Origin of the sequence: Quisquiliibacterium transsilvanicum (assembly GCF_014202215.1) — a bacterium.
In the GTDB taxonomy this organism is placed as follows: Bacteria; Pseudomonadota; Gammaproteobacteria; order Burkholderiales; family Burkholderiaceae_E; genus Quisquiliibacterium; species Quisquiliibacterium transsilvanicum.
The window spans coordinates 29,374-51,375 of the sequence record NZ_JACHGB010000006.1; the positions used below are offsets into that span (position 1 = coordinate 29,374).

At 71.5% G+C, this 22,002-nt stretch carries 23 protein-coding genes; 15 read left to right on the forward strand and 8 right to left on the reverse strand.

Annotated features, from left to right (window positions below):
- Window positions 1–191: 191 nt before the first annotated feature.
- The 11 genes from HNQ70_RS15130 to HNQ70_RS15180 all read left to right on the forward strand — a co-directional run bounded on the left by HNQ70_RS15130 (window position 192) and on the right by HNQ70_RS15180 (window position 11,306).
- Window positions 192–3,596 carry a hybrid sensor histidine kinase/response regulator gene (locus HNQ70_RS15130; RefSeq protein ID WP_183969209.1) on the forward strand — a complete coding sequence of 1,135 codons (3,405 nt, stop codon included), beginning with the start codon at window positions 192–194 and terminating at the stop codon, window positions 3,594–3,596.
- Entirely contained in the window at window positions 3,580–4,473 is an 894-nt protein-coding gene (locus tag HNQ70_RS15135; protein ID WP_246434997.1) for a response regulator transcription factor, read from the forward strand. The genes HNQ70_RS15130 and HNQ70_RS15135 overlap by 17 nt, the downstream gene beginning before the upstream one ends.
- Before the next feature lie 32 nt (window positions 4,474–4,505).
- Window positions 4,506–5,345: an urease accessory protein UreD gene (locus HNQ70_RS15140; RefSeq protein WP_183969213.1), complete on the forward strand. Its 840-nt coding sequence runs from the start codon at window positions 4,506–4,508 to the stop codon at window positions 5,343–5,345.
- 183 nt (window positions 5,346–5,528) lie between these two features.
- Entirely contained in the window at window positions 5,529–5,831 is a 303-nt protein-coding gene (gene ureA, locus HNQ70_RS15145) for an urease subunit gamma (protein ID WP_183969215.1), read from the forward strand.
- Between the two features lie 56 nt (window positions 5,832–5,887).
- Window positions 5,888–6,520 (forward strand): HupE/UreJ family protein, encoded by a 633-nt coding sequence (locus tag HNQ70_RS15150; protein WP_343060798.1) that lies wholly within the window; start codon window positions 5,888–5,890, stop codon window positions 6,518–6,520.
- Window positions 6,521–6,531: 11 nt separating this feature from the next.
- The gene (locus tag HNQ70_RS15155) at window positions 6,532–6,837 is read left to right on the forward strand and encodes an urease subunit beta (protein WP_183969222.1); all 306 of its coding nucleotides are present in this window, start codon (window positions 6,532–6,534) and stop codon (window positions 6,835–6,837) included.
- A 46-nt stretch (window positions 6,838–6,883) separates the two neighbouring features.
- Window positions 6,884–8,608, forward strand: a complete 1,725-nt coding sequence (ureC, locus tag HNQ70_RS15160) for an urease subunit alpha (protein ID WP_183969224.1) — start codon at window positions 6,884–6,886, stop codon at window positions 8,606–8,608.
- Window positions 8,608–9,240: an urease accessory protein UreE gene (gene ureE, locus HNQ70_RS15165; protein WP_183969227.1), complete on the forward strand. Its 633-nt coding sequence runs from the start codon at window positions 8,608–8,610 to the stop codon at window positions 9,238–9,240. Before ureC ends, ureE begins: the two co-directional genes overlap by 1 nt.
- Window positions 9,237–9,929 carry an urease accessory protein UreF gene (locus HNQ70_RS15170; RefSeq protein ID WP_183969230.1) on the forward strand — a complete coding sequence of 231 codons (693 nt, stop codon included), beginning with the start codon at window positions 9,237–9,239 and terminating at the stop codon, window positions 9,927–9,929. Before ureE ends, HNQ70_RS15170 begins: the two co-directional genes overlap by 4 nt.
- A complete protein-coding gene (gene ureG / locus HNQ70_RS15175; protein ID WP_183969232.1) occupies window positions 9,926–10,570 on the forward strand; it encodes an urease accessory protein UreG in 645 nt (214 codons plus the stop codon). Before HNQ70_RS15170 ends, ureG begins: the two co-directional genes overlap by 4 nt.
- Before the next feature lie 304 nt (window positions 10,571–10,874).
- A complete protein-coding gene (locus HNQ70_RS15180; RefSeq protein ID WP_183969234.1) occupies window positions 10,875–11,306 on the forward strand; it encodes a GreA/GreB family elongation factor in 432 nt (143 codons plus the stop codon).
- Window positions 11,307–11,312: 6 nt separating this feature from the next.
- Here HNQ70_RS15180 and HNQ70_RS15185 read toward each other — a convergent pair whose 3' ends face one another.
- Window positions 11,313–11,474: a hypothetical protein gene (locus HNQ70_RS15185; protein ID WP_183969236.1), complete on the reverse strand. Its 162-nt coding sequence runs from the start codon at window positions 11,472–11,474 to the stop codon at window positions 11,313–11,315.
- Between the two features lie 79 nt (window positions 11,475–11,553).
- Here HNQ70_RS15185 and HNQ70_RS15190 point away from each other — a divergent pair, with 79 nt between their 5' ends.
- From HNQ70_RS15190 to HNQ70_RS15200, 3 genes are all read left to right on the forward strand, one after another.
- On the forward strand, window positions 11,554–12,315 hold the full coding sequence (locus tag HNQ70_RS15190) for an SDR family oxidoreductase (RefSeq protein WP_183969238.1): 762 nt from the start codon (window positions 11,554–11,556) through the stop codon (window positions 12,313–12,315).
- A gap of 270 nt (window positions 12,316–12,585) precedes the next feature.
- The gene (locus tag HNQ70_RS15195) at window positions 12,586–13,794 is read left to right on the forward strand and encodes a cation:proton antiporter (protein ID WP_183969240.1); all 1,209 of its coding nucleotides are present in this window, start codon (window positions 12,586–12,588) and stop codon (window positions 13,792–13,794) included.
- On the forward strand, window positions 13,787–14,938 hold the full coding sequence (locus tag HNQ70_RS15200) for a YbdK family carboxylate-amine ligase (RefSeq protein ID WP_183969242.1): 1,152 nt from the start codon (window positions 13,787–13,789) through the stop codon (window positions 14,936–14,938). The genes HNQ70_RS15195 and HNQ70_RS15200 overlap by 8 nt, the downstream gene beginning before the upstream one ends.
- 31 nt (window positions 14,939–14,969) lie before the next feature.
- On the opposite strand, the gene HNQ70_RS15205 is transcribed toward HNQ70_RS15200, so the two are convergent.
- Window positions 14,970–15,878, reverse strand: coding sequence for a ubiquinone biosynthesis accessory factor UbiJ (locus HNQ70_RS15205; protein WP_183969244.1), 909 nt, complete (start codon window positions 15,876–15,878; stop codon window positions 14,970–14,972).
- A gap of 200 nt (window positions 15,879–16,078) precedes the next feature.
- On the opposite strand from HNQ70_RS15205, the gene HNQ70_RS15210 reads away from it, so the two are divergent.
- A complete protein-coding gene (locus tag HNQ70_RS15210) occupies window positions 16,079–16,525 on the forward strand; it encodes a septal ring lytic transglycosylase RlpA family protein (RefSeq protein WP_183969246.1) in 447 nt (148 codons plus the stop codon).
- On the opposite strand, the gene HNQ70_RS15215 is transcribed toward HNQ70_RS15210, so the two are convergent.
- The 6 genes from HNQ70_RS15215 to HNQ70_RS15240 form a co-directional block, all read right to left on the reverse strand.
- Entirely contained in the window at window positions 16,476–17,417 is a 942-nt protein-coding gene (locus tag HNQ70_RS15215) for a Tim44 domain-containing protein (RefSeq protein ID WP_183969248.1), read from the reverse strand. The genes HNQ70_RS15210 and HNQ70_RS15215 overlap by 50 nt on opposite strands.
- A 127-nt stretch (window positions 17,418–17,544) precedes the next feature.
- Complete coding sequence (gene ubiE, locus HNQ70_RS15220) at window positions 17,545–18,285, reverse strand: bifunctional demethylmenaquinone methyltransferase/2-methoxy-6-polyprenyl-1,4-benzoquinol methylase UbiE (RefSeq protein WP_183969250.1); 741 nt, start codon at window positions 18,283–18,285, stop codon at window positions 17,545–17,547.
- Window positions 18,282–18,653, reverse strand: a complete 372-nt coding sequence (locus tag HNQ70_RS15225; protein ID WP_183969906.1) for a gamma-butyrobetaine hydroxylase family protein — start codon at window positions 18,651–18,653, stop codon at window positions 18,282–18,284. Before HNQ70_RS15225 ends, ubiE begins: the two co-directional genes overlap by 4 nt.
- A 121-nt stretch (window positions 18,654–18,774) precedes the next feature.
- Window positions 18,775–20,490 carry a hypothetical protein gene (locus HNQ70_RS15230; protein ID WP_183969252.1) on the reverse strand — a complete coding sequence of 572 codons (1,716 nt, stop codon included), beginning with the start codon at window positions 20,488–20,490 and terminating at the stop codon, window positions 18,775–18,777.
- A gap of 110 nt (window positions 20,491–20,600) precedes the next feature.
- Window positions 20,601–21,059 (reverse strand): HIT family protein, encoded by a 459-nt coding sequence (locus HNQ70_RS15235; protein WP_183969254.1) that lies wholly within the window; start codon window positions 21,057–21,059, stop codon window positions 20,601–20,603.
- Between the two features lie 102 nt (window positions 21,060–21,161).
- Complete coding sequence (locus HNQ70_RS15240; protein ID WP_183969256.1) at window positions 21,162–21,932, reverse strand: SDR family NAD(P)-dependent oxidoreductase; 771 nt, start codon at window positions 21,930–21,932, stop codon at window positions 21,162–21,164.
- Window positions 21,933–22,002 lie beyond the last annotated feature (70 nt).

Below are 22,002 nucleotides of genomic sequence, written 5' to 3' on the forward strand. Positions count from 1 at the left end.
GAGGCTCCTTGCACAAGAACTTGTTTGACCTGGGGAGGTGCTGCACGCCGCGTCTGCCGGAGCAATCGGCTGCGTGTTGGGTCGAACTTTGTGCTGCGCCGCAAAAACGCTGAATACGTCGATTGACGTACTTGCGTATCTGGCGCGTTTCTTGCTTGCAAGGAAGGCCTGCACCGTTTCAGGGCATCCCCTTGGCCGCCGCTCCACAGAAGATCTTCCGCATCCGCCGCGACTACAACGCCTGGGTCGCCAACGAGACCCTGGAGGACTACGCGCTGCGCTATACGCCGCGCAGCTTCCGCAAGTGGTCCGAGTTTCGGGTGGCGAACACCGCGTTCGGGGCGGTGTCCTTCCTGGCGCTGGAGGCCATCGGCGGGACGATCGCGCTGAACTACGGGTTCGCCAACGCGCTGTGGGCGATCCTCGCCGTGGGGCTGATCACCTTCCTGACCGGCCTGCCGATCAGCATCTACGCGGCGCGCCACGGCATCGACATGGACCTGCTGACCCGGGGCGCGGGCTTCGGCTACCTGGGGTCGACGATCACTTCGCTGATCTACGCGGGCTTCACCTTCATCTTCTTCGCGCTCGAGGCGGCGATCATGGCGCTCGCGCTGCAGATGGTGCTCGAGGTGCCGCTGGCCTGGTGCTACGTGATCTCCGCAGTGGTGGTGATTCCGCTGGTCACCCACGGCATCACGCTGATCTCGCGGCTGCAGCTCTGGACGCAGCCGGTCTGGCTGGTGCTGTTCGCGCTGCCCTTCCTCGCCCTCGCCTTCTCCAATCCACAGGCCTACACCTCGCTTTCGCAGCTGCGCGGCAGCGTCTCGGGAAGCAGCGAATTCGATCCGCTGATGTTCGGCGCGGCCGCCACCGTCGCCATCGCGCTGGTGGTGCAGATCGGCGAGCAGGTGGACTACCTGCGCTTCCTTCCCGAGCAGACTCGCGAGAACCGCTGGCGCTGGTGGAGCGCGGTGGTGATCGCGGGGCCCGGCTGGGTGGTGCCCGGGATGCTGAAGATGCTGGCCGGCGCGCTGCTCGCCGCGCTGGCGCTGGAGCAAGGCGCCACCGCGGCGCAGGCAGTGAAGCCCACGGAGATGTACCTGGCGGGCTTCATGGAGGCCTTCGGGCACCCCGGCACCGCGATGGCGGTGATGGTGGTCTTCGTGATCGTCTCGCAGGTGAAGATCAACGTCACCAACGCGTACGCCGGATCGCTGGCCTGGTCCAACTTCTTCGCCCGGCTCACGCACAGCCACCCGGGGCGGGTGGTCTGGCTGGCGTTCAACGTGTCGATCGCGCTGCTGCTGATGATGCTCGACGTGTTCGGCGCGCTCGAGCGGGTGCTGGGGCTGTACGCCAACGTCGCCATCGCGTGGATCGGCGCCCTGGTGGCCGACCTGGTGATCAACAAGCCGCTCGGGCTCAGTCCGCGGCACATCGAGTTCAAGCGCGCCCACCTCTACGACCTGAACCCGGTGGGGCTGGGCGCGATGACGCTGGCGACCGGGGCGGCGATCACCGCGTACACCGGCCTGCTCGGGCCGGAAGCTGAAGCCTTCTCGCCCTTCATCGCGCTGGGCACTTCGATGGCGGCGGCACCGGCGATCGCCTGGCTGACCCGCGGCCGGCGCTACCTTGCACGCATCCCGTCCGGCTCCTGGGAGCCGGGCCGCATGGTGCGCTGCACCGTCTGCGAGAACCGCTTCGAATCCGAGGACATGGCCGCCTGCCCGGCCTACGGGGGCGCCATCTGCTCGCTGTGCTGCACGCTGGAGTCCCGCTGCCGGGATCGCTGCAAGTCGCGCTCGCGCGCCTCGGAGCAGGCGCTTGACGCGATCGCCGGGGTGCTGCCGGCGCCGCTCGCGCGCCGCCTGAGCGGCCGGCTCGGCCACTTCGCAGTGGTGCTCGTCTCGCTGTGCCTGGCCATCGCACTGGTGCTCGCGGTGGTCTTCGACCAGGAGCGCTTCGCCACCGGGAACGGGCTGCTGGCCGCGCCCTTCGCCAAGGTGTTCGCATTGCTCGTGCTGGTCGCGGCGGTGTGCGCCTGGTGGGTCGTGCTGGCCAGCGAGAGCCGCCGGATGGCGCAGGACGAATCCGCGCGGCAGAACGAGCGCCTGCAGAGCGAGATCGACGCGCATCGCCGCACCGACGCGGCGCTGCAGACGGCCAAGGAAGTGGCCGAGGCGGCGAGCGAGGCCAAGACCCGCTACGTCGCCGGCATCACCCACGAGCTGCGGACCCCGCTCAACGGCATCCTGGGCTATGCGCAGATCCTGCTGCGCGGCAACCGCCTCGACCCCTCGTCGCGCGACGCGGTCACCACCATCCACCGCAGCGGCGAGCACCTGCGGGCGCTGGTCGACAGCCTGCTCGACCTGGCGCGGATCGAAGCCGGCAGGCTGCGGCTGGACGCCTCGCCCGTGTCGCTTCGCGAGCTCCTCGAGGACGTGGTGCGCATGGTCGGGCCGGCCGCCCAGGGCAAGGGCCTGGATTTCGTCTACGAGACCTCGGGCCGGGTCCCGGCCTATGTGCAGTCGGACGCGAAACGCCTGCGGCAGATCCTGCTGAACCTGCTGGGCAACGCGGTGCGCTTCACCGCAGCGGGACGCGTGACGCTGCGGGTGGATGCGCGCCGCGCGGTGATCCGCTTCGAGGTCGAGGACACCGGGATCGGCATCGAGCCCCAGGACCTGGAGCGCATTTTCCTGCCCTTCGAGCGCGGCAGCGGGGGGCGGCGCACCGCGGAGCCCGGCACCGGGCTGGGCCTGACCATCACTCACCTGCTGACCGAGCTGATGGGCGGCGAGCTCTCGGTGCGCAGCACGCCCGGCTCCGGCAGCACCTTCACGGTGCGCCTGTATCTGCGCGAGCTGACCCACTCCAGCCTGAAGTCGCTGCCCCGCCCGCCGCGCCACCGCCCGATCGGCGGCTATGCGGGCCCGCGCCGCACCCTGCTGGTGGTCGACGACCAGCCGATCCAGCGCCAGCTGCTGTCCGGACTGCTCGCCCCGCTGGGCTTCACGCTGCGCGAATCGGCCAGCGGCAGCGAGTGCCTGGAGAGCATCCGCGAAGCGCGCCCGGACGCCATCCTGATGGACATCAGCATGGACGACCTCGACGGCTGGGAGACGGCCAGGCGGGTCCGCGCATCCGGGATGACCGACCTGCCGATCGTCATGGTGTCCGCCGACGTTTTCGAGAATCGCGCGGAGAACCTGGCAGCCGCGGGCGCGCAGGCCTTCGTCGCCAAGCCGGTGATCGAGTCGGAGCTGCTCGACGCGCTGGGGCGGCTGCTGCGGCTCGAGTGGCTCTCCGAGGACGGGGCGGACGCCCTGCCGGTCACGGGTCCGGCGCCGGCGGCGGAGCTCGCCAGCCCGGAAGATCTGGCGCGGATTCCCGCCGAGACCCTTGCCACGCTGCGTCGCTTCGCGCTGAGCGGCCAGCCCAGGGCGCTGCGCGAGGCGCTCGAGCGCCTCGCCTCCGAGCAGCCGGAACTGGCGGCCACCTGCGCCCGCTGGCACCGGCTGGTCGATGCCTTCGATTTCGATGCCCTGGCCGCCCAGTTGCGGATGCCCGATGACCCCGAATCCTGAGAACACCGGCACGGTGCTGGTCGTCGACGACGCCCCGGACACCCTGCGCTGGCTCTGCGAGCTCCTCGAGCAGGAGGGTTACACGGTGCTGGTCGCGCGCAGCGGCACCGAAGCCCTGTCGCGGCTGGAGTACCTGGTTCCGGACGCGATTCTGCTCGACGCCCTGATGCCCGGGCTCAGCGGCTTCGAGACCTGCGCCCGCATCAAGGCCAACCCTGCCTGGGCGCACGTGCCGGTGATCTTCATGACGGGTTTGAGCGAGACCGGCGACGTCGTCCAGGGCTTCGAGAGCGGGGCGGTGGACTACGTGGTCAAGCCGGTGCGCGCGGGCGAGGTGCTCGCGCGGCTGGCCACCCATCTGCGCAACGCCCGCGTGGCGCGGCTCGCCCGCGACGCGGTCGACCTCGGCGGCTTGGGGGTTCTGATGCTCGACGCGCGCGCCCGCGTCGCATGGCGCTCGCCGCAGGCGGGACGCTGGCTGGCGGAGTGCTTCGCCGGCAACGACGGCGACCCCGCGCCCGAATGGCTCGCGCAGGCCATCGCGCTGGCGCCGGGCGGAGAGCTCGACGCCCCGGCGAGCGCGGGCCAGCAGCTCGTGGCCAGAAGCCTCGGCCGGGCGGGCCTGGACGAGACAATGCTGCTGCTCGTGCGGCGCGACCCCGCGGCGCGCGAGGACCGCATCGAGAGCGCTGCGCTCACGCCGCGCGAGACCGAGGTGCTGTCCTGGGTGGCGAAGGGAAAGACCAACCGCGACATCGCCGAGATCCTCGGCATGAGCCCGCGCACCGTGAACAAGCACCTGGAGCATGTGTTCGAGAAGCTCGGCGTCGAAACCCGCGCGGCCGCCGCCGCGCTGGCCTCGCGCACGCTGGGCTGACCCTGCACCCGACGGGAACACGGAACGACGCGATGGCATGGCAGGGAAGACTGCAACTCGACTACCGGCTGGACGGGCAGCGCACCGTGGGCCGCGACCGTCATCACGGCCCGCTGCGCGTGCTCAAGAGCCTGCACCCGGAGGGGCCGGGCACCTGCCACCATGTGCTGGTCCACCCGCCCGGCGGGCTTGCCGGGGGCGACCGCCTCGAGCTGGTCGCCACGCTCGGCCAGGGCACCCATGCGCTGATCACCACGCCCGGCGCGACCCGCTTCTATCGCAGCCTCGGCGAGCAGGCGCTGCAGTCGGTCGACGCCCGGCTCGAACCCGGCGCACGGCTCGAGTGGCTGCCCCTCGAGACGATCGCCTATCGCGGCACGCACGCCGCCAACCGGATGCGCTTCTCGCTGGCCGGCGGCGCGCAGATGATCGGCTGGGACATGCTGGCGCTGGGTCTGCCGGCCTCCGGCCAGGCCTTCGACCTGGGACGCTACGAGCAGCGGATCGAGCTGCCCGGCAGCTGGCTGGACCGCGCCATCGTGGATGCGGCGGACCCCTGGTTCGGGCGCCTGCTGGACGGTCCGCTGGGCTGGGACGGCCAGCGGGCGATGGCGACGGTGTGGTGCGCCTGCGGCGAGGCCTGGCCGGACGCGCTGCGCGAGGCGCTGCTGGACGACGCCCGGCAGGCGCTGGCCGCGGGCCCACTGGCGGCGCGGTCCGGCGCCACCTCGCCGGCGCCGGGACTGGTGCTGCTGCGCGCGCTGGCACCCCGGGTGGAGCCGCTCTGGGAGGCCGTGCAGGCGGTGCGCCGCGTCTGGCGGGAGCGGCTCTGGAAGCTGCCGCCAGCGGCGCCGAGGATCTGGCGCACCTGAGCGGCCCGGCGAGGGCCGCAGTCGCGAGGGCCTTGGCCCCGAGGGCGCCCGCCGCAGCGCCCCGCGATCGTCCTGGCCCGCTTGTTGCATTGCTCTCACCCGTAGCGCCGTTGCACCGTCGCGCAGCCAGCCGCTGCGCGCAGCATCGCGGCATCGATTGCACACACCTCATGAACGAAACCGATGGACCTGAGCCCGCGCGAGAAGGACAAGCTGCTGATCTTCACTGCCGCGCTGCTCGCCGAGCGGCGCAAGGCCAGGGGGCTCAAGCTCAACTACCCCGAGGCGGTGGCCTACGTCAGCGCCGCGATCATGGAAGGCGCGCGCGACGGCAGGACGGTGGCCGAGCTGATGAGCGCCGGAAAGTCGATCCTGTCGCGCAGCGAGGTGATGGACGGGGTGGCGGAAATGATCCCGGACATCCAGGTCGAGGCCACCTTCCCCGACGGCACCAAGCTGGTCACCGTGCACCAGCCGATTGCATGACGCACCACGCAGGTGCATGAGCCCCCTGCCCGATCCACTCGCCCCAGGAGAAACAAGTGACGAACGCGCTCCCCTTGCCCCTGCGCGCCAGCCGCGCAGACACGGTCCCCCTGCGGGCCGGCCTCGCCCTGCTGCTGGCCGCCCTGTCGACCGGCGCCGCCGCGCACACCGGCGCGGACGCCGGCGTCCACCACGGATTCCTCGACGGACTGGCGCATCCGTTCACGGGCATCGACCACCTGCTCGCGCTGCTGGCTGTGGGCTTCGCCGCCGCGGCGCACGCCCGCCGCGCCTGGCTCGCGCCTGCCGTGTTCGCTGCAGCGATGCTGGCCGGTGCGCTGCTGGCCCGAACCGGTGTGCACTTCCCGGCAGTGGAGCCGGCGATCGCAGCCTCGCTGCTGGTGCTGGGCGCCCTGGTGACGGCGCGCGCCCGCTTGTCGGCGGTCGCGCTGGCAATGCCCGCTGGCGCGTTCGCCGCGTTCCATGGCGCGGCGCACGCCGCCGAGCTGCACGCCGCCAGCTTCGGTCCGCTGGCGGGAATGCTCGCGGCCAGCGTCATGCTGCTCGCAGCCGGCCTTGGCCTGGGATTCGCCAGCCGCGGCGCCAACGCCTGGTGGGCCCGCGTCGCGGGCGCAGCCACCGCGCTGACCGGCGTCGCGCTGCTCGCGTCGATGGCCGCGCGCGCCTGAGCCGACTTGTCATGATTCCGGGCGAACTCATTCCCGCCGCCGGCGACCTGGAGCTCAATCCGGGCCGGCGCCGCCTCACGCTGACCGTGGAGAATTCCGGCGACCGGCCGATCCAGGTCGGGTCGCACTACCACTTCGCAGAAACCAACGGCGCGCTGCGCTTCGACCGCGCCGCGGCCCGCGGCATGCGGCTGGACATCGCCTCGGGCACTGCGGTGCGCTTCGAGCCCGGCCAGCAGCGCACCGTGACCCTGGTCGACTACGCGGGCGGGCGCCTGGTGCACGGGTTCCGCGGCCAGGTGCAGGGGCCGCTGTGACGCCGCAGCACGCCCGGATGACGCCCGCATCCTCACAGGACCGACCATGACCTCGATCTCCCGGCAGGCCTACGCCGAGATGTTCGGCCCCACGACCGGCGACCGGCTGCGGCTTGCCGATACCGGCCTCGTCATCGAGATCGAGCGCGACTTCACGCTGCGCGCCGGCGGCTACGGCGAGGAAGTGAAGTTTGGCGGCGGCAAGACCATCCGCGACGGCATGGGCCAGGGCCAGCGTCCGAACGGCCCAGGAGCCGGCGATGCGGTGGACTGCGTCATCACCAATGCCGTCATCGTCGACCACTGGGGCATCGTCAAGGCCGACATCGGCATCCGGGGCACGCGGATCGCCGCGATCGGCAAGGCCGGCAACCCCGACATCCAGCCCGGCGTCGACATCGTGATCGGCCCCGGCACCGAGATCATCGCCGGCGAGGGGATGATCGTGACCGCGGGAGGCATCGACAGCCACATCCACTGGATCTGCCCGCAGCAGATCGACGAAGCGCTGGCCAGCGGCATCACGACCATGCTCGGCGGCGGCACGGGTCCGGCAACGGGAACGATGGCCACCACCTGCACGCCGGGCCCGGCCAACCTGGAGCGGATGCTGCAGGCCGCCGAGGCCTTCCCGATGAACCTGGGCTTCTTCGGCAAGGGCAATGCGAGCCGCCCGGAGGCGCTGCGCCAGCAGGTGGAGGCCGGCGCCATCGGCCTGAAGCTGCACGAGGACTGGGGGACCACCCCCTCGGCGATCGACTGCTGCCTCGGCGTGGCCGAGGAGCACGACATCCAGGTCGCGATCCACACAGACACGCTGAACGAGAGCGGCTTCGTCGAAGACACGATCGCCGCCTTCAAGGGCCGCACCATCCACACCTTCCACACCGAGGGCGCGGGCGGCGGTCATGCGCCGGACATCCTCCGGGTGCTGGGCGAGCCCAACGTGCTGCCCAGCTCCACCAACCCGACGCGGCCGTACACGATCAACACGATCGACGAGCACCTGGACATGCTGATGGTCTGCCATCACCTGGACGCGGGGATCGCCGAGGATCTGGCCTTCGCGGAGAGCCGCATCCGCCGGGAGACGATCGCCGCGGAGGACGTGCTCCACGACCTCGGCGCGATCAGCATCTTCAGTTCCGACAGCCAGGCGATGGGACGGGTGGGCGAAGTGATCCTGCGCTGCTGGCAGACGGCGCACAAGATGAAGGCCCAGCGGGGGCCGCTGCCCGGAGACGGCGCCGCCGACAACCAGCGGGTGCGCCGCTACGTCGCCAAGCTGGCGATCAACCCGGCGCTGGCGCACGGCATCGCCCACGAAGTTGGCAGCGTGGAGCCCGGCAAATGGGCCGACCTGGTGCTCTGGCGGCCGGCCTTCTTCGGCGTCAAGCCCTCGCTGGTGCTCAAGGGCGGCTTCATCGCGATGGCCGCGATGGGCGACCCGAACGCCTCCATCCCGACACCCCAGCCGGTGCACCAGCGGCCGATGTTCGGCAGCTTCGCCGGCGCGCGCTCCGCCACCTCGATCACCTTCATGAGCCGCGCCGCGGTGGACGGCGGGATCGCGCAGGCCTTCGGGCTGCGCAAGGCGGTCTCGGCGGTGCGCGCCTGCCGCAGCGTGCGCAAGGCCGACATGATCCACAACGCCTACACGCCGCGCATGCAGGTGGACGCGCAGACCTACGAGGTGCGCGCGGACGGCGAACTGCTGACCTGCGAGCCGGCCAGCGTGCTGCCGATGGCCCAGCGCTACTTCCTCTTCTGATGCGCGCCGCCAGCGTCCCCGCACCGTTGCTCACCGTCTGCCGCGTGCTCGCCGGCGGCGGCGGGCTCGCACCGGCACTGGTCCGCCGCGCCCCCGCGCTGATGCTGCCCTGGGACGTCCGCCAGCGCAGCCGCTTCGACGCGGTCGACTCCGCCGGCCGCAGGCTGGGCGTCTTCCTGCCGCGGGGCAGCGTGCTGCGCGGCGGTGACGTGCTGGTCGCCGAGGACGGCTCGCTGGCCCGGGTGGTGGCCGCCGACGAGCCGGTGATGGTGGTGCGCGCCCGCGCCTCCGGGTCTCGGTTCGACCTGGTCCGCGCCGCCTACCACCTGGGAAACCGCCATGTCCGCCTCGAGCTCGCTCCCGAGTGCCTGAAGCTGGACCCGGACCACGTGCTGGCCGCGATGCTGCGCACAATGGGCCTCGAGGTCGAGGAGACGGTCGGCGCGTTCGAACCGGAGGGCGGCGCCTATTCGGGGCACGGGCACGGGCATGTTCAGGGCGACGACGTGCCGCACGGGCACGCGCACGGACATGGCCCCGCCGCGCTGCACGCGCATGGGCATGGCGATGACGCCGCCGCGCCACGCGGCCACGGAGACGACGCCAGCCGTGCGGGCGCCCCCGCCAGATGAGCTGCGCGCCCCTCCCCGCCTCCACGCTGCTGCAGCTGATGTGGCTCGCGTCGCCGGCACTGCCGGTCGGCGGTTTCAGCTATTCCGAAGGGCTGGAAGCCGCGGTGGACGGCGGCAGTGTCGCAGGCGAAGTCCAGGCCGGCGACTGGCTGCTCGACCAGCTTCGGCTGGGCCTGGCCCGTGCCGACCTGCCGGTGCTCGCCGACGCGCTGCAAGCCTGGGCCCGCAGCGACCTCGCGCGGGTTTCCGCGCTGAACGACTGGGCGCTCGCCACCCGAGAAACCGCGGAACTGCGCCGCCAGGCCGAGCAGACCGGGCGTTCGCTGGTCGAATGGCTGCGCAACCGCGGCGCCGATCCCCGCCTGGATGCGCTCGCGGCGCTGCGCCCGGCGCCGGCCTGGCCGGTGGCCTTCGCGCTGGCCGCGGCGCAGGCCGGCGCAGGCCCGCGGGAAGCGCTGCTGGCGTTCGCCTTCGGCTGGGCCGAGAACATGGCGCAGGCGGCGATCAAGGCTGTGCCGCTCGGCCAGAACGGCGGACAGCGGGTGCTCGAGCGGCTCGCCGCGGCGATCCCGCAGGCCGTGGAAATCGCGCTGGCGCTGCCCGAGGACGAGCGCCAGTCCTCATCTCCGATGCTGGCGGTGCTGTCGGCCCGCCACGAAACCCAGTACTCGAGGCTGTTCCGATCATGAGCGCACTGCATTCAATTCCAGGCCGCAGCCGCCGGCTCCCACCGCTGCGCGTCGGCGTCGGTGGTCCCGTGGGCTCTGGCAAGACCACCCTGCTCGAGATGCTCTGCAAGGCGATGCGCGAACGCTACGACCTCGTGGTGGTCACCAACGACATCTACACGAAGGAGGACCAGCGCCTGCTGACCGTTGCCGGAGCGCTGGAACCCGAGCGCATCATGGGGGTCGAGACCGGCGGCTGCCCGCACACCGCGATCCGCGAGGACGCCTCGATCAACCTCGAGGCCATCGACCGCATGCTCGAGCGCTTCCCGGACGCCGACATCGTGTTCATCGAGTCGGGCGGCGACAACCTGGCCGCCACCTTCAGTCCGGAGCTCTCGGACCTCACCATCTACGTGATCGACGTGGCCGCCGGCGAGAAGATTCCGCGCAAGGGCGGCCCCGGGATCACGCGCAGCGATCTGTTCGTGATCAACAAGACCGACCTGGCCCCATACGTGGGCGCCGACCTCGGCGTGATGGAGGCCGACACCCGCCGGATGCGCCCGGACCGGCCCTTCGTGATGACCAACCTCAAGACCCAGGCCGGACTCGCCGACGTGATCGGCTTCATCGAGCGACGCGGACTGCTCGCCGGCTGACCCGGGGGCGGGCACTTGCTTTCCCCCGCCGATGGGCTATCCTGCCCTGATGGTGACATTCAGCCCGTTCGACCCAAGCACGGCCTGCGCGCGCAACAGCGCCCGGGCCGATGGCTTCGCGCGCAAGTCGCGACGCCAGCTGCTGTGCGTCCGACCGCGGCAGCCGGCCTGCCTCGTCTGAGCCCGGCGATCACCGACCACACCCACACAGTTCCAGCGCACTGATCCGATCGCCGGGCCCTACAAGGCGCCCCTGGCAGCCCGCGTCCGCGGGCGCCCGATCCGCATTCATTCGGAGTACACCATGCAACCGACTTTCAACGAAGACCGGACCCTGAGCGAGCTCGACCACGTCCGCATCTCCCGCCTGCTGCAGCGCGACCCCCGCATGCTGCGCAACCCCGCTGTGCCGACCGGCAGCCCGCTGCACGAAGTGCTCGAGGGCGCCGACCTCGTCTCCCCCCGCGAGATGCCGCCGGAGGTGGTGACGATGTACTCGAGGGTTTCCGTCGAGGACACCGCCACCGGGAAGCGCAGCGTGCTGACGCTGTGCTACCCGGAAGACACCGACCCGGCCGAAGGCTTCGTGTCGGTGCTCTCGCCGATCGGCGCCGCGCTGCTGGGCAAGCGCGTCGGCGAGATCGCCGAGCCGGGCTCACCCGGCTCCGCGCCGCCGCCCTTGCGGATCCTGGAAATCCTGTTCCAGCCCGAAGCCAGCGGGGACTTCACTCTCTGACGGCGTTCAGGTGCGCGCCAGCCAGAGCGCCAGGGGCAGCAGCGCCGCACAGGCGAAGCCGACGATCCGATCCGGGTCGAGCCGGCGGCGGCTGGGCACCATGGGCCTGGAACGCGGCCGGGGGCGACCCGCGGGAACGACCGGTGCAATCGGGTGCCTTGGTGCCATGCTGGACTCCTTCGCGTCGGGTTGTATCGATGCGATCCTATGCAACGAGAGGCTCACAAGCTGAGCCTGGAGCGGAGCGATGACGAATTCGGGCGGGAAGGTTGCAATCGTCACCGGCGCGGGCACCGGCATCGGCCGCGCCGTGGCGGTCACCATGCTCAGGTCGGGCTGGTGGGTCGCGCTCGCCGGTCGGCGCGCTGAACTGCTCGAGGCCGCGATCCGGAGCTCCGGCGCGCCCCTGCATCACGCGCTCGCCGTGCCCACCGACGTCGCCGACCCGGCAGCGGTCGACGCGCTCTTCGAGCGCACCCGCGCCGCCTGGGGCCGGCTGGACCTGCTCTTCAACAACGCCGGCACCGGCGCACCCGCGATCCCGCTCGAAGACCTCACGCCCGACCAGTGGCGCCGGGTGGTGGACGTGAACCTGACCGGCGCCTTCCTCTGCACCCAGGCCGCCTTCCGGGTGATGAAGGCGCAGTCGCCGCGCGGCGGACGCATCATCAACAACGGTTCGATCTCCGCGCACGCGCCGCGGCCCGACTCCGCGCCCTACACCGCCACCAAGCATGCGATCACCGGCCTCACGCGCGCCACCTCGCTCGACGGCAGGAAGTACGACATCGCCTGCGGCCAGATCGACATCGGCAACGCCGCCACCGAGATGACCGAACGCATGGCCCAGGGCATCCCCCAGGCCGATGGAACGATGGCGGTGGAGCCGCGGATGGACGTCCAGCACGTCGCGGACGCCGTGATGCACATGGCCTCGCTGCCGCTGGAGGCGAACGTGCAGTTCATGACCATCATGGCCACCAAGATGCCCTTCGTCGGGCGGGGCTGATCTGGCCGCAGGCTGAACCGGACGCTTTCCGGACGCGGGCTGATCCGGTCGCAGGCCGACCCGGCCGCGCAGCCACCCGGAGCGCGGCCCCGGGGCTCGGCGCCCTCCCGGATCCGCGTGCTATATTCGCCGGCACTCTCGCCAGGCGGCCCTGCCGCCGGCATCCTCCAGCCTGCGCACCCGACCGCCCAGGTCGCAGGGGCGCTCCGGCGCCCCACGCATGCAGGCCGCCCGGCGCCCCTTTCGGGGCCCGCCCGAACATGGCGACCGATGACTGCAAGCAGCCTGAACCGCTTCCTGCCAGACCTGCCGTCCCAGCCCGACACCGTCCTGTGGATCGCGCTGGCCGCGATCGCCGCCGGCATGGCCGGCGAACTGCTGTTCCGCGTGATGCGCCTGCCGCGGGTCACCGGCTACTTCCTCGTCGGCCTGCTGTTCAGCTCCTGGGGCCTGGGCTTCGACCCGCTGGCGCTTCCCGGCGACCTGCGCCTGGTCATCGACCTGGCGATCGCGGTGCTGCTGTTCGAGCTCGGCTCCCGGGTCGACCTGCGCTGGCTGAAGGCCAATCCCTGGATCCTGGTCACCAGCCTGGGCGAGGCCGCTGCGAGCTTCGCCGCGGTGTTCGCGGTGCTGCGGCTGACCGGCACCGACCCGACCAGCGCAACCGCCATCGCAGTGGTGCTGATGTCCACCTCGCCGGCCGTGGTGATGCGCGTCGTCTCGGAGTTCCGCGCCGGCGGGCAGGTGACCGAACGCCTGATGATGCTGAGCGCGCTGAACTCGATCTACGCTGTGCTCGGCACCAAGGCGATGCTCGGCTGGCTGAACCACGAGGGCGGCGGGCCGGTGCTGACCGCGCTGGGCTACCCGGTGTACGTGATCGTCGGCTCGAGCCTGCTCGGCGTGGCGCTGGCCTTCGCGATCCGCTGGACCGCCCGGCACTTCGACGCCCGCGAGGACAACGCGGTGCTGGTCCTGCTCGGGATGCTGCTGCTGGCGCTGGCGCTGGTGGACATGGGCCGGCTGTCCGGGCTGCTCACGCCGCTGATCGCGGGAATGGTCCTCAAGATCTATTCGGAGCGCCCGCTGCTGCTGCCGCGGCACTTCGGCACCGCAGGCGGGGTGCTGGTCGCCGCGCTGTTCCTGTGCACCGGGATGGCGGTGTCGATGGGGCAGTTCCTGGCGGGCGGCGTGATCGCGCTGGCGCTGGTGGCGGCGCGCGCGCTGGCCAAGGGCGTTGCCGGCGCGGTGCTGTCCTGGCCGAGCGGCCTGGGCACGCGGCAGTCGGTGGCGCTGGGCGTCGCGCTGATGCCGGCCTCTGGCCTGGCCTTCCTGCTGACCGCTGACCTGCTGACCGCCTCGCCCGAGCTGACCGCGCACGCAGGGCCGATCATGTTCAGCACCATCGCCCTGCTCGAGCTCCTCGGCCCGCTCGTTGTCCACTGGGCGCTGCGCCGAAGCGGAGAAACCCATGTCTGAGGAAATCGCCGGGCAGGCTCCGGAGGCGCTTGAGCCCTTCGCCGAGTCACGCGCGCTGACGCTGGGCGTCGAGCTCGAGCTGCAGATCGTCAACACCCACGACTACGACCTCACTTCCGGGTCGGCCGACCTGCTGCGGGTGATGAAGCGCTCGCGGCTGACCGCCGACGTGAAGCCGGAAGTCACCTCGAGCATGATCGAGATGGCCACCGGGATCTGCGAGAACCACGCGGACGCGCTGGCCCAGCTGTCGGGAATCCGGGACGAACTGGTCGCGGCGGCGAGAAAGCTCAACGTCGGGCTCAGCGGCGGCGGCACGCACCCCTTCCAGCAGTGGAGCGAGCGCAAGATCTTCGACACGCCGCGCTTTCACCAGCTGTCCGAGCTCTACGGCTACCTGACCAAGCAGTTCACCGTGTTCGGCCAGCATGTGCACGTCGGCTGTTCCAACCCGGACCAGGCGCTCTGGCTGCTGCATTCGCTGTCGGGCTACATCCCGCATTTCATCGCACTGTCAGCCTCGTCACCCTTCGTCCAGGGCGTGGACACCGGCTTCCAGTCGGCGCGCCTGAACTCGGTCTTCGCCTTCCCCCTGTCCGGCCGCGCGCCTTTCGTGCTGACCTGGCAGGGTTTCGGCGAGTTCTTCGGCAAGATGACCCGCACCGGCGTGGTCAAGAGCATGAAGGATTTCTACTGGGACATCCGGCCCAAGCCCGAGTTCGGCACGATCGAGGTGCGCGTGATGGACACGCCGCTCAGCATCGAGAAGGCCGCCGCGATCGCAGGCTACATCCAGGCGGTCTCTCGCTGGCTGCTCGAGGAACGTCCCGTCGAGCCGGTGGAAGACGACTACCTGGTCTATACCTTCAACCGCTTCCAGGCCTGCCGCTTCGGCTTCGAGGGCACCTACGTCGATCCGAAGACGGGTGCGCACCGCAGCCTCAGGGAGGACATCCTCTCGACGATCGAGCGCATCCGGCCGCACGCCGCCGCGCTGGGCTGCGAGGCCGCCTGCCGCCAGCTCGGCGAGGACGCTGCGGGCCGCGGCAACGACGCGACCTGGATCCGTCAGCAGTACGCCAAGGAACTCCTGCTGCCGGAAGTGGTGCGGCGTCAGACGCTGCGCTGGAGCGGCCGGGGCTGAGCGCCCGCGGGCGCTCCCTGTCCGCGCGCGCTCAGCGCCGCGGCGAAGGCGGCGGCAGGTAGGGGTTGTCCGGCAGCCCGGGCGAGGATGAGGCCCCTGCGGGCCCGCCGGTCGAAGCGGGCCCGCCGGTCGAAGCGGGGCCCCGGACAGCGCCAGGGAAGGCCGGTTCTGGCTGGCCGGTGCGTTCTGGCTGGCCGGTGCGTTCGAACTGCCTGCCGGGAATGCGGCCGCGTGCGAGCCGGGCGACGCGGGCTTCGAGCCCCTGCAACTGCCGGTCGAGGCCGGCGGCATCACGACGCAGCGCATCGAGCTGATTGCCGGCCGCCAGCGGCCCCTGCGGAGCGCCCAGGAACTGCCCCGCCGCCGACTCGAACCGCCGGCCGAGATCGCGAAGGAAGCCGAAGCCCTGACCCGCAAGCCTCACCAGGCGATGGGCCGCGGCGTCGCCGACCACCCGGCTGAGGTCCTCTTCCGCGTCCCAGCGCAGGTGCTGGGCGAGTTCGCCCAGCGTTGCGGCGAGCATCACGTCGCCCTCGATCCGCAGGTGGGCGGACAGGCCCTGCGGGCCGTCTCGCAGCAGCGTGGCCAGCGCGTCGGCGGAAGGTTTCAGGAGCAGCGTGGCATCGGCAGGCGTGCCGGGGGCAGACGCGCGCAGCAGGCCCTCGGAGTCGATGGTGGCGAGGAACTCCGGCGCAGTGCCGCCGCCCGGGACGACGCCATCGAAGGCCACGCGCACCGAGCGCCCGGCGTGCATCCGGAGGCGGTCGCGCGCCCAGGACTGCTGCCGCAGCAGGTGCTCCAGCGCCGCATGGACGACCCGCAGCGCGCGATCGCGGACCTGCCATGCGAACTCGCCGAACATGGCGACCGCCGGCGAGGCGGGGGAATCGATCGGGGGATCTTCGGGGCCGACGTTCATCGTCGCGATGATACGGTACATCGGCCGGCGGCCGTTACCGCCCGCCAAGGCACAGGCGGCAACGGTGAACCGACTACAATCAGACGCACTGCGAGACCGGAGACCCGATGCCTAGCCCGGCCCCATCAGCACTGCGCTGCGCGAGCAGCCGCGAACCCCGCGAACCCGCTGAGCTGCGCGCCGCAAGCTGCGCCGGACGAGCGCGCCCCGGAGCACCGGCGATGGCGGCCCTGCTGATCGCGGCCTGGACGCTGCTGCCCGGCGGGCCGGCGGCCATCGCCCAGGAGGCCGATTCGCTCGCCCCGGTGGCGGCGCAGATGCTCGCGCACGAGCAGGGCAGGATCAGCTTCTACGCGCAGCATTTCGCCGGACGGGCCACGGCCAGCGGCGAGCTGTTCGACCCGGAGGCCATGACCATGGCGCACCCGCACCTGCCTTTCGGGACGCTGGTGCGAGTGACCACGCTGAACACCGGACGCAGCGTGGTGCTGACGGTGAACGACCGCGGGCCGTTCCATGGTGCGCGGATCGCCGATGTCAGCCCCGCCGCGGCGAGGCTGCTCGGCATGATCCGCAAGGGCCTGGTGCGGGCCAGGCTGGAAGTGCTGGACCCGATCCTCAGCCCAACTGCTGGATCCCCGCGAGGACCCAGCCGCCCTGCCCGCTGACCGGCTTGACGAGGTTCCAGACCTCGTCGATGGGCTCGGCCGGCGCGGCCTCGTTCTCACGCACCAGCCCCCAGAAGCGGACGCTGGCGACATGATCGACCTGGCTTGACTCGATGCCCAGCAGTTCGGCGTCGAGCCGCACCACGTCGGTCCGGTTGGGCTCGCCCTGGCGCTCTCCGATCTGCATCTTGAGCTCGGCGAACATCTCCGGGCTGGTGAACTCGCGCAGATCGTTGACGTCGCCGGCGTCGAACGCCGCCTGCAGGCGCACGAACTGCACCTTGGCGTTGCGCACGAAGCCTTCGACGTCGAAACCGTCGGGGATGCGGGCCTGCGCGCCGAAGTCCGGCGCAGCTGCCGCGGCAGGACCCACCACCGGGGTGCCGGGGCGCGCCGAGCCGCCCTGGTCACGGGGGAGCGGCGAGAACCGCACGCTGGCCTCCGAGCCCACGCCGTCGGCCGGATAGCCCGCCGTCTGGAAGGCCGGGCGAGGCTGGGCACGACGCGCCATCACCATCCGGACCACCACCACTGCGGCGACGACCATCAGCAGGATCAGCATCATCGATGCGAGTTCCTCGCCGAGGCCCAGGTGGCTGGCGAGCGCGGCCAGCCCGAGACCTGCCGCAAGGCCGGCCACCGGACCGAGCCAGCGGTTGCGCGCCGGCTGCGCGGCCGAGGCCGCCGCCGGATTCTGCCGGGCCGCGGCCTGGGTCTGGGCGGACTGCGAGGGCGTCACGTTCTGCTGCGCCGGCGTGGCGTCACGCTGCGTGGCGGTGTTCGACTGGCGGCCGAAGCTCTTGCCGCCGCCGAGCCTCTTCGCCTCGGCTTCTGCCGCGAAAAAGGCGACCGACACGAGGCCGACCGCCAGGAACTTTCCGAGAATCTTCATGGGTGCACTCCTCCGTGCGATGTCATTCAATGCAATTCGTTCGTTACGGGCCCAGTGCCTCGCCCTCGCTCTGGGCGAGCATGACAGCTGCGGACGCCCCGTCCCAGTGACTTGGTCGCGCCTGCGCCTACAGCCTGACGCCCTCGTGCAGCGCGACCACGCCGCCGGCCATGTTGAAGAAGCGCACGCGCGACAGTCCGGCATCGCGCATCATCTGCGCGAGGGTTTCCTGGTCGGGATGCATGCGGATCGATTCGGCCAGGTAGCGGTAGCTCTCCGGGTCGCCGGCGATGCGCTTGCCCAGCCAGGGCAGCACGCCGAAGGAATACAGGTCGTAGAGCGGCTCCAGCGGTTTCCAGACCCGCGAGAACTCGAGCACCAGCAGCTTGCCGCCGGGCTTGAGCACCCGCGTCATCTCGGCGAGCGCCTGGTCCTTGTGGGTCATGTTGCGCAGGCCGAAGGCCACCATCACCCGGTCGAAATAAGCGTCCGGGAAAGGCAGGTGCTCGGCGTCGCACTGGAGCGCGGGCTGGACGAGGCCGTCGTCCAGCATGCGGTCGCGGCCGATGCGCAGCATCGACGCATTGATGTCGGTGAGCCACACCTCGCCGCCGGGGCCGGCCCGGCGGGCGAACTCCCGGGACAGGTCGGCAGTGCCGCCGGCCACGTCGAGCACCTTCATGCCGGGGCGAACCGCGGCCTGGGCGATCGAGAAGGCCTTCCAGACGCGGTGCAGGCCCGCCGACATGAGGTCGTTCATCACGTCGTAGCGACTGGCCACCGAGTCGAAGACGGCCCCGACGCGGGAGGCCTTCTGGTCCTCCGGCACTTCCTGGAAACCGAAATGCGTGCTGTCCGGATCGCTCATTCGCGGCTTGCTCCCGCGGCTTCCAGCCGCTTCAGGTAGTCGTTCCAGAGGGTCTCCTGGTTGACGCCGAGCCAGTACAGGTAGTCCCAGGAATACAGGCCGGTGGCATGGCCGTCCGAGAAGCGCGGCTGCACCGCGTAGTTCCCGACGGGCTCGAGCGCGACGATGTCGACACCGCGCTTGCCGATCTGCAGCACTTCCTGCCCCGGGCCGTGACCGCGCACCTCGGCCGATGGGGAATAGACGCGCAGCAATTCGAAGGGCAGCCGAAAGGCGCTGCCCTGGTCGAACTCGATCTCGAGCACGCGGGACTGCCGGTGCACGACGATGCTGGTGGGATGCGGGGTCTTGCTGTCGAGGCCTGCCATCTGCGCGAACGCTGTCGTCGAGGCGCACGGAGTGCGGTCGACCATCTTAGCGGAATCCGTCGCCCGCCCGGCTCGGCGGCCCTGCGGCCGGAAAGATCTGCAGCCTGCGCGACCGCGCGGATCAGCTCTTTTCCGGGACGAACCTGACCCGGTCGAACTGGCGGGTTCGGTCGAGCAGCTCCTCGAGCCGGATCCGGCGCTCGCGCATCGCTTCGCGCAGGGTGGCCGACGCGGCCGACAAGAAGGCGCCGGCCGGCATCACGAGACTGGCCGGCTCGCCCGTGGCCGGGTCCGGGCAGAGCATGAACGCGTCCTGCCAGGGCGCAAACTCCCCGATCCGCACACCCACCACCACCGGCGACCCGGACCAGACGTTCAGTCCGATCCGCTTGCGGGTGGGCTGGCGCAGGTCTTGCGGAAGACGCTGGCCGAGCGACACGACGCGGCCGAACATCCGCCCCCTGGCGGCTTCGGCCCGTGCGGTACGGGCGTTGCCGCCGGCAGTCTCCGCCCTGGGCGCAACCACCATCGCGAGCCCGCCGAGCTCCAGCCCCGGCGTCACCGCTTCCGTCTCGAACACCGACTGCGCGCGCTCGATCGACACCCACTCGGCCTCCTGCGCGCCCTGCGCCCAGGAGGAAAGGGCGTCGGCGGGCCGCCTCGGGTCGAGCGCCTGCCGGATGATCGTGTTGTGCTCGAAGCGGCCGTAGATGTAGGCGCGCGTCGCCGCCGCGTGCAGCGCCGCAGGCCGGCGATCCTGTGGGCCCGCGCCGGCGTTGTCGGCCTGCGGCAGCGCGAAGCGCAGACCCATCCGCCCCAGGGGGACGTCCGGGACCTGCTGGACGATGTGCGGATCGCACCAGCGCCGCTCCAGGTCGGCCAGCAGCTGGCGGGCGGCGTCGGGCGAGAGCCCCGCCGGCAGGCGCTCGGCGGCCTTGGGGTCGATCGCAGCGAGATCGCGGCGGCGCTCGTCGAGCCTGCGCCTCAGCCTGCGGGTCACCAGCCGGACGGTGCGGCGCTCGCTGAGCATCAGCGCCGGCCCGTGCCGCAGGTCGGCCTCCGCGCCTGCGGCCTCGTCGAGCCTGAACCCCACCAGGCCGGCCCAGCGCCGCGCCAGCCGCGCAGCGAGCCTGAACTCCGCCGTCCCCAGGCTCCAGGGCGCCGCCAGCCGGAGCAGCAGCGGATACACGAACAGGGCCCGCGAGGTCGCGGGCCTGCCGAGCAGCGGCGCCGGGTCCGGCATCTGGGTGTCGAGAAAAGTGCTCGCGCGCAGGGCTTCTGCGAGCATGCAGAGCGTCTCCCACTCGTCCGTGTCGATCGCCAGCCGCAGCCGCTGCATCGCCGCCAGCAGGCGGACCTGGTAGTCCAGTGCACGGACCAGCGGAATCACCGAGCGCAGCGCAGCAGCCGGCACCGCGCTGGCCGAGCGGCCCGCAGGCGCAGCCGGACGGGCTGCGGCGTCGTCACCCGCCCGCGCCTGGCCGCCTGACATGGCCTCCTCCTGGAGGCGGACGTGAATGCCGCGATAGACGTCGCGCGCGAGCGCAAGGCTGGCCAGCACTGCGGCGAGCTGCGCACGCTCCCGGTCGGGCGTCGGGTAGGCCGCCGGGTCGATGCGCTCGAGCACGGCCTCGACCTCGCCGAGGTGCGCCGGCCGCGCCTGCTCGGCGATCTCGAGCTGCTGCTCGGTAGGGTGGCCGGCCCCCTGCAGAGTCCGCCACAGGCGGTCGACCGACTCAAGGCGCCCGGCCCTGGCGGCGGCCAGACGCTCGAGCCAGGCCCGGCAACTGGCGGCGTCGCGCACGCGCGAAGGTTCGAGCAAGGCTTCGGCAGTCATCGGCAGTCCGTCCGGCGGCATCCGGCCGCGATTCGCCGATGATGCTGCGAAGGGCTGCGGCGGGGACCGCCCAGGGGACGCGTCGGCGGCACCGGGCCGACGGATGGCGCTCAGCAGCCGCCCAGGTGCTGCGCCAGCAGGCGGCGGTAGGCGGGAATGGCCCGCTCGACCAGCAGCCGCAGTCTCTCGGTGCCCGCTTCGCGCCCTGGCACCGGTGCGGCCCACACCGGCTGCGGAAACTGCGCATCGTCGCGCCAGCGCGGAATCACGTGCCAGTGCAGATGCGGCACGGCGTTGCCAAGACTCGCGAGATTGACCTTGTCGGGCCGCATGACCTCGCGCATTGCCGCCTCCACGGTCCAGACGGCGGCCATCAGCGCAGCACGCGCGCTGCCGGGGAGATCGGTCATCTCGGCGACGTGAGCGGTCCAGATCACGCGGGTGAAGCCGGGGTTGGCCGGCTCGTCGGCCAGGATCACGCGCAGGCGATCGCCCTGCCAGAGGATCTCGCCGCCGGGGCCTTCGCAGAGCGGGCAGGCGCGGACGAGCGGAGCGGACGGAGAATTCATCCCGAGGCTCCTCGCGGACGGCCCGTGCCTGTCGGGCCGCTCAAGGAAAAAGCGCGACCGCGGCTCGGGGCCGGGGTCGCGCCTGCGGCGGAAACCAAGCGATCAGAACTTCGTATAGCCACCGTCGATCACGAACTGCTCGCCCGTGGTGTACGCGGCGGCATCGCTCGCCAGGTAGACGGCGACACCGCCGAAGTCGTCCATCGTGCCCCAGCGGCGCGCGGGGATGCGCGGCATCACCGCGGAGGCGAAGCGGTCGTCGCCGACCGAACGCTCGGTCATCTCGGTGACGATCCAGCCCGGCAGGATGGAATTGACGCGGATCTGGTGACGCGCGAGCTCGACGGCGAGCGCGCGGCAGTAGGAGGTGACCGCGCCCTTGGAGGCGCCGTAGTGGCTGTTGCGCGCCGCGCCCTCGATCGCCGCGGTGCTGGCGGTGGCGACCAGCGACCCGCCATGGCCGCCGTCGATCATGTGCCTGGCCGCCGCGCGGAAGGTGTAGAACACGCCTTCGACGTTGATGCGCATGACGCGGCGGAACTCTTCGGCCGCCATCTGGTGGATGGGCGTGGGGCCCTTGGAGGACACGCCGGCGTTGGCGAAGCAGGCGTCAACGCGGCCGCCGAGCGCCTCGACCGACTGAGCGAAGGTGCGATCGACCGCCGCCTCGTCGCCGACGTCGCAGACGAAGGCGTGGACCTTGCCCAGCGCGGACAGTTCCTCGCGCGCCTTCTCGGTCTTCTCGGCACGATTGCCCCAAATCGCGACCTGCGCGCCGGACTGGAGCAGGGCTTTCGCCATGCCCATGCCAATGCCGCCGTTGCCGCCCGTGATGACCGCCGTGCGGCCGCTGAGATCGAATGGTTTGTACATGGTGGTCACGAGTATAGGCCGGCCGGGGCCGGCGCAGGACGGGCGCGTTCCGAGAAGCGGAACGCGGAAA

Coding starts and splice junctions, on each gene's coding strand:
- HNQ70_RS15190 (WP_183969238.1), top strand. CDS start 11,554: ATGACGAATTCGGGCGGGAAGGTTGCAATCGTCACCGGCGCGGGCACC.
- HNQ70_RS15205 (WP_183969244.1), bottom strand. CDS start 15,878: ATGTACCGTATCATCGCGACGATGAACGTCGGCCCCGAAGATCCCCCG.
- HNQ70_RS15230 (WP_183969252.1), bottom strand. CDS start 20,490: ATGACTGCCGAAGCCTTGCTCGAACCTTCGCGCGTGCGCGACGCCGCC.
- HNQ70_RS15180 (WP_183969234.1), top strand. CDS start 10,875: ATGCAACCGACTTTCAACGAAGACCGGACCCTGAGCGAGCTCGACCAC.
- HNQ70_RS15140 (WP_183969213.1), top strand. CDS start 4,506: ATGGCATGGCAGGGAAGACTGCAACTCGACTACCGGCTGGACGGGCAG.
- HNQ70_RS15210 (WP_183969246.1), top strand. CDS start 16,079: ATGGCGGCCCTGCTGATCGCGGCCTGGACGCTGCTGCCCGGCGGGCCG.
- ureE (WP_183969227.1), top strand. CDS start 8,608: ATGCGCGCCGCCAGCGTCCCCGCACCGTTGCTCACCGTCTGCCGCGTG.
- HNQ70_RS15200 (WP_183969242.1), top strand. CDS start 13,787: ATGTCTGAGGAAATCGCCGGGCAGGCTCCGGAGGCGCTTGAGCCCTTC.
- HNQ70_RS15155 (WP_183969222.1), top strand. CDS start 6,532: ATGATTCCGGGCGAACTCATTCCCGCCGCCGGCGACCTGGAGCTCAAT.
- ureC (WP_183969224.1), top strand. CDS start 6,884: ATGACCTCGATCTCCCGGCAGGCCTACGCCGAGATGTTCGGCCCCACG.
- HNQ70_RS15235 (WP_183969254.1), bottom strand. CDS start 21,059: ATGAATTCTCCGTCCGCTCCGCTCGTCCGCGCCTGCCCGCTCTGCGAA.
- HNQ70_RS15135 (WP_246434997.1), top strand. CDS start 3,580: ATGACCCCGAATCCTGAGAACACCGGCACGGTGCTGGTCGTCGACGAC.
- HNQ70_RS15225 (WP_183969906.1), bottom strand. CDS start 18,653: ATGGCAGGCCTCGACAGCAAGACCCCGCATCCCACCAGCATCGTCGTG.
- HNQ70_RS15185 (WP_183969236.1), bottom strand. CDS start 11,474: ATGGCACCAAGGCACCCGATTGCACCGGTCGTTCCCGCGGGTCGCCCC.
- HNQ70_RS15170 (WP_183969230.1), top strand. CDS start 9,237: ATGAGCTGCGCGCCCCTCCCCGCCTCCACGCTGCTGCAGCTGATGTGG.
- ubiE (WP_183969250.1), bottom strand. CDS start 18,285: ATGAGCGATCCGGACAGCACGCATTTCGGTTTCCAGGAAGTGCCGGAG.
- HNQ70_RS15215 (WP_183969248.1), bottom strand. CDS start 17,417: ATGAAGATTCTCGGAAAGTTCCTGGCGGTCGGCCTCGTGTCGGTCGCC.
- ureA (WP_183969215.1), top strand. CDS start 5,529: ATGGACCTGAGCCCGCGCGAGAAGGACAAGCTGCTGATCTTCACTGCC.
- HNQ70_RS15240 (WP_183969256.1), bottom strand. CDS start 21,932: ATGTACAAACCATTCGATCTCAGCGGCCGCACGGCGGTCATCACGGGC.
- ureG (WP_183969232.1), top strand. CDS start 9,926: ATGAGCGCACTGCATTCAATTCCAGGCCGCAGCCGCCGGCTCCCACCG.
- HNQ70_RS15195 (WP_183969240.1), top strand. CDS start 12,586: ATGACTGCAAGCAGCCTGAACCGCTTCCTGCCAGACCTGCCGTCCCAG.